Source organism: Bacillota bacterium (assembly GCA_040754675.1).
Lineage (GTDB): Bacteria > Bacillota > Limnochordia > Limnochordales > Geochordaceae > Geochorda.
The window spans coordinates 1-5,366 of record JBFMCJ010000283.1 but is presented as its reverse complement, the minus strand read 5'-3'; the positions used below and the strand labels follow the sequence as shown (position 1 = coordinate 5,366).

Genomic DNA, 5,366 nt, shown 5'->3' with positions numbered 1-5,366 from the left:
TAGCAGCCCGGCCGGTGCCCACAGCCACGGCATTCCCTGCAGCACGGCCATCGACTGGGCATCGGTCAGGAGGTTGCCCCAGCTCGGGGTGGGAGGTTGAACTCCCATCCCGAGGAAGCTGAGCGATGCCTCGGCGATGATGGCCTGCGCCGTGCCAAACGTGGCCGCCACGAGAACGGGTGGAAAGGCGTTGGGTAGCAGGTGCCGGAAGAGGATGCGGCCGTCCGGCACCCCGATGGCTTGGGCCGCGGCCACGAATTCCTGGCCCTTCAACCGGAGCACCTCGGCCCTCACCAGCCGGGCGATCTGCGGCCAACCCAACAGTCCCAGCACCAGGATGACATTGTTGAGCCCCGGCCCCAGGATCGCCACGAGTACGAGGATGAGCATGAGTGACGGGAACGACAGCACGACGTCGGTGAGGCGCATGAGCGCCGAATCCACAAAGCCCCCCGCGAACCCGGCGGCCCCGCCGACCAGCGTTCCCAAGGCCACGTTGATTCCCACCGACGCCACCCCCACCAGGAGCGACACCCGAGAGGCGTACAGCAGCCGGCTCAAGACATCACGGCCCACCATGTCGGTTCCCAGCAGGTGTGCCGCCGAGGGTGGCGCCCCAAACGCCATGGGGTCAAGGGCGGTCGGGTCGTACGGCGCGAAAAGCGGCGCCCCCACGGCGCTCACGGTCAAGAGCCCCAGCACCACGACCCCTGCCACGGCCAGCCGGTGGCGCACGAAGCGGCGAAGCGCCAGAGCCCAAGATGACTGCCCGCCCGTTTTCTGCCGGAGCGAACGGGAAGCGGTGCCCCCCTCGGGTCCCAAGGGGGTCTCAATGGCGGGCGAGCCGGCTTTGAACGCCGGGTTGACGCTCATCGGTCCGATCTCACCTCCGGCTTCACTGGTAGCGGATCCGCGGGTCCACCACGGCGTACAGCACGTCGGAAAGCAGACCCCCGGCCAGGACGGCGATGGCCGCCAGCAGGTTGATGGCCATGAGCGTGGGATAGTCCCGGCTGAGGATGGCCTGGATGGTCAGCGAGCCCATCCCCGGCCACTGGAACACCTGCTCCGTGATGACGGCCCCACCGATGAGGGCGGGGAACTGCAGGCCCGCCATGGTGATGACCGGGATGAGGCTGTTACGCAGGACATGGCGAAAGATGATGCGCCGCTCCGGCAGCCCCTTCGCCCGCGCGGTGCGGGTGTAGTCCTGCCGCAGCGCCTCCATGGCGCTCGACCGGGTGAGCCGCAGGACGAGACCAACGTTGGCCAGTGCCAGCACGGCCGCCGGAAGGACGAGGTGGCGGGCCAGGTCGCTCCATGTGGGCTCTGTCCCGAGCGTGTACATGCCGCCCGTCGGCAGCCACCCGAGCTTCAGGGCAAAGACGTAGATCGTGGCCAGCGACACGAAAAACGTCGGGAGGGAGACGCCGGCCACCGAGAGGAAGCCGGTGGCGTAATCCACCCACGAGTACGGGCGAAGGGCCGAAAGCACGCCGAGGGGTATGGCCACGGCGTAGCCCACCAAAAACGCCGAACCCATCAACAAGAGGCTCGGCCCCAGGCGCTCGGCGATCCGGTGCGCGACGGGCTCATAGGTGGTGAACGAGAAGCCCAGGTTGCCCGTGACCAGCTCCCGGAGCCAGCGCGCGTAGCGCACCACGAACGGGTCGTTGAGCCCCAGCGCCTGGCGCCGGGCCATGCGGTCGGCCTCGCTCATGGTCGGGTTGATCATCAGGTCCACGGCGTCGCCCGGCGCCAGGTTGATGATGAGGAAGTTGACGAACGTGATGCCGACGAGCACCGGCAACATGATACCGATGCGGCGCACGAGGTACCGCGTCATGGGATTTGTGACCCGCCTCCAGGGGTCTCACGCAGGGCGTGCTCGCGGCCCCCGAGTCGGGCCGTAATCTCGGCCGCCGCCTGTTTTACGAGCGCGCCGTAGCGCTCGACGACGCCGTCCGCAAGCCGGAACGAGGGCCCGGCCACACTTATGGCGCCGGTTGGATACCCGGAGCCATCGAAGATCGGCGCCCCGACGCCCCGGGCTCCGACGTCCACGTCCTCGTCGCTGACGGCAAAGCCCTGCTCCCGGACCGCCGCCAGGACCTGGCGCAGCCGGTCTGGGTCGAGCACCGTGCGCGGCGTATAGCGAGGTAGGGCAGGAAGCTGCGCCAGCACCTGCTCCCGCTGTTCGGCGGGAAGAAAGGCCAGGATGGCCTGGGGACAAGCTCCGGCGTGCAGGGGGTAGCGCCCGCCCACCTGTGCGGTGAGTCGCACCGGTTTGGCGCTTTCCCGCACGTCCACCACGACGGCCGCCAGGCCGTGGCGTTCAATCAGGTGAACGGACTCACCGGTGACGCCGGCCAGGTGATCCATCACCGGACGCGCCGCCCGAACCAGGCTCATCCGCTCTCGGGCCGTCGCGCCCAGGGCCAGCATGCCCGGCCCCAGGCGGTACCGGCGATCGCCGGGCTCCTGCTCCACCAGGTCATGGCGTTCGAGGGTTCGAAGCAGGCGGTAGACGTGGTTTTTGGTGAGGCCGAGCCGGCGCGCCAGTTCGGACACGCCGGCCGTCCCGTCGCCAGGCCAGCGAGCCAGCGCGAAGAGCAGCTGGATGGCCTTGTCCACGCTTGCGATCGCGTATGCCTCTGGCGCTTTCCTTTGGAGTTCGGGTACGCCGGCGTGGGCCATCGCCATCCCGTTCCCTTCCGGCCTTGCCCCGGTTGGCAGTTGCCTCAACCCCGCCACCCGGCGCCGAGCGGAGGCGATCCCCTCGGCGGGCCGGGGCGCCGGGAGAGGGGGTTATAGCCAATAAACCAACGTTCCATTGTGCCTAACGTTTCGGGCGGTGTTCGACGGCCGAGGCCTTACTCCTCCACCGTTCGCGCAAGTACACAAAAAACACGCGCGCTTCTCGTACCCGCCGGGGGTTGTCCTGGCAGGTAGCCTTCTGCGGTGTGGCGATGTTGAAAGCGTCAGCTGGGCCGGCCGAAGGGGCACCTGTTGTGGCTGCGCCGGCGGTTGGGATCGGGGAGGCAATCCGGACGGCCAGGGCCGGCCGGACACGGCGCTGGCCGAAGTCGTCGAGCCCGTGCCGCAGGCGGAAGCCTCCAGGGCGCCGGCGCAGGGTGAGGCGGTAAAGCTACATGTAATGGATGCGGCCCCGGTAGGCTGTGAGGGTCTGGCGGTTCGCCTCAGTGCCGCCCGGCACGTTGCCGCTCACGAACACCGGCGGCCTGACGCCCCGTTGCGCCAGATCTTCGACGACCTGGCAGACCAGCCCGTTCGCGAGAAGAGCGCCAACGACGGTCGATGCCGGGCCTACCGGCATGTCCATCCCGGCGACCACCACGGCGGCATCGCCCACGGGAACGTGTGTGTCGACGACGATGTCCGCCACGTCATGCAGATATCGCCCTGGCGGGTCGTCGGGCGGCGCGACGACGGCATACCTCTTTGACGTAAAGGCAACGACCGTCGCGCCCCGGGAGCGGGCGGCCATCGCCATCTCCACGGGAACCGCGTTGCGCCCCGATGTCGAGAAAACGAGCAGCACGTCGCCCTCGCCCACCGGAACGCCCGAGAGTACCACTTCGGCATAGCCAGACAGGTGTTCGAGGGTTGAGGTGCGGGGGAGCGGGCGTTCGTTTACCGTGAGGCCTGGGGCGAAGATGGGGTTGATGATTGCCAGGCCGCCGGCCCGGTACACGAGTTCCCCGGTCAGCAGGCTGGAGTGGGTCGCCCCGAACGCCCAGATGTTGCGCCCGGCCATGACGGCCTCGGCAACCGTGCGAGCGGCACGTTGCAGCGCGGCGCTTTCGGCTGCCCGAACCTCTTGCCACAGGTTTTCAACGGCATCCCAATAGCTTTCCGCTGCGCTTGCCGGGGCGTCCGTTGCAGCCCCGCCGGTCATCCCGGATTTTGGCCCGACCGCTTCCTTACCTGCTTCTGTCATCCTCTTGCGCCTGCCTTTCGAACGGGTTGCCCGGCTCGCCCGCTTTCGTACGGTTCCTGTTGGGTACGTCCCGGAGAGGCGTGTCGATGGGCCTTCTCCTGGAACGGTTCTTTGCCGCAAGGCCCAAGACTCCTCTGCCAGAGCTCCGAGCACGGGCCCTCTCACCTCAAGCCTTGACGAATGGTTGGCAGCAGAGGGAGCCAGGGTCCGGCTGAGCATGTTTCCCGGATTCCCAGAAGGGATTTTCCTGTCCTGGGCAAACATAGGCGCCGGGAAGAGAAACTTAGGAAGCCAAACAAAGTTGCCTTCCCGGCGGTGGGTGGAGCGCTTGCGAAGCCGTCGGCCCGGTGTGGCGGGTAGCATTGTCAGGGGTGGCGACGTCCGCGCCACCAACCGCCGCGTGGTCTTGGAGCTGATCGAGCGGCACGGGCCCATCTCGCGGGCCGACCTGGCTCGCCAGGCGGGGCTGAGCATGCCCTCGGTCTCGGAGATCGTGAGCGATCTGCTGGCATCCGGCCTGGTCGCGTGGCACGGTGAAGGGGTCTCGACGGGGGGCCGCCGCCCGATGCTGTTACGAGCAAACCCGGCACGCGCCACCGTACTCGCCGCCGACCTGGGCGGCACCAGCGCCGCGCTCGGCCTGTTCCTCCTCGACGGCACCTGCCTCTCGGAGGAACGTTTTACGATTCCTGCGACCGCGAGAGGCAACGAGGTGGTCCGGCATCTGGTTTCGGCTGCCCGCCGGCTGTTGGCTGAGGCTGCGGGCAAGCACCCCGAGGTTCTGGGGATGGGTGTCGCCGCGCCCGGGGTCACTGACCCTGAGACAGGCGAAGTGACGCTCGCCCCTGCGGTGGGGTGGACGGGAACGCCGGTCCGCTACCTGCTCGAGCAAGAGCTGGGTATCCCCGTTGTCGTGGACAACGACGTGAATGCCGCGGCTTTAGCGGAGTGGCGATTCGGGGACGGGGCCCGCTACAAGAGCTTTGTCTTCGTCTCGATTGGTACCGGTGTCGGGTCGGGCATCATCCTCAACGGGCAGATTCACCGGGGCCTGTCCAACCAGGCTGGCGAGATCGGGTACATGGTCATGGATCAGGATTGGCACGGTTCGCCCAACGACTTTGGGGACCTCGAGTCCCGCATCTCCTTGCCTGCGCTGGCCCGGGACTATGCACGGACGCTGCACGACCGCGGGCCGGGCAGCGCCGACCCGGACGCGGTTCTTCGAAACCTCGTGGATAACTTCGCCGCAGGCGACCCCGGCGCGGTCGAGTTTCTGACAGAGCGCGTCCGGCTGCTCGCCCGGGCGCTGGTCAACGTCTTTGCCGTCCTTGCGCCCGAGGCCATCTTCTTGGGCGGACCGATCAGCCCTTACGTCCCGCAGTTCCTGCCCGCGCTCCAGGAG

General features: G+C 68.1%; 5 protein-coding genes. 1 reads left to right on the top strand and 4 read right to left on the bottom strand.

What is annotated here, in order from left to right; all coding sequences use genetic code 11:
* The 4 genes from AB1609_14945 to AB1609_14930 all read right to left on the bottom strand — a co-directional run.
* Positions 1-873: ABC transporter permease (locus AB1609_14945; protein MEW6047755.1), on the bottom strand; the 873-nt coding region annotated here is incomplete at its 3' end.
* Positions 874-895: 22 nt separating this feature from the next.
* Entirely contained in the window at positions 896-1,846 is a 951-nt protein-coding gene (locus tag AB1609_14940; protein MEW6047754.1) for an ABC transporter permease, read from the bottom strand.
* Positions 1,843-2,703 carry an IclR family transcriptional regulator gene (locus tag AB1609_14935; GenBank protein ID MEW6047753.1) on the bottom strand — a complete coding sequence of 287 codons (861 nt, stop codon included), beginning with the start codon at positions 2,701-2,703 and terminating at the stop codon, positions 1,843-1,845. The genes AB1609_14940 and AB1609_14935 overlap by 4 nt, the downstream gene beginning before the upstream one ends.
* Positions 2,704-3,148: 445 nt before the next feature.
* Positions 3,149-3,961 carry an SIS domain-containing protein gene (locus tag AB1609_14930; protein MEW6047752.1) on the bottom strand — a complete coding sequence of 271 codons (813 nt, stop codon included), beginning with the start codon at positions 3,959-3,961 and terminating at the stop codon, positions 3,149-3,151.
* A 301-nt stretch (positions 3,962-4,262) separates the two neighbouring features.
* Here AB1609_14930 and AB1609_14925 point away from each other — a divergent pair.
* A partial coding sequence (locus AB1609_14925; GenBank protein MEW6047751.1) for an ROK family transcriptional regulator occupies positions 4,263-5,366 on the top strand: 1,104 nt, incomplete at its 3' end.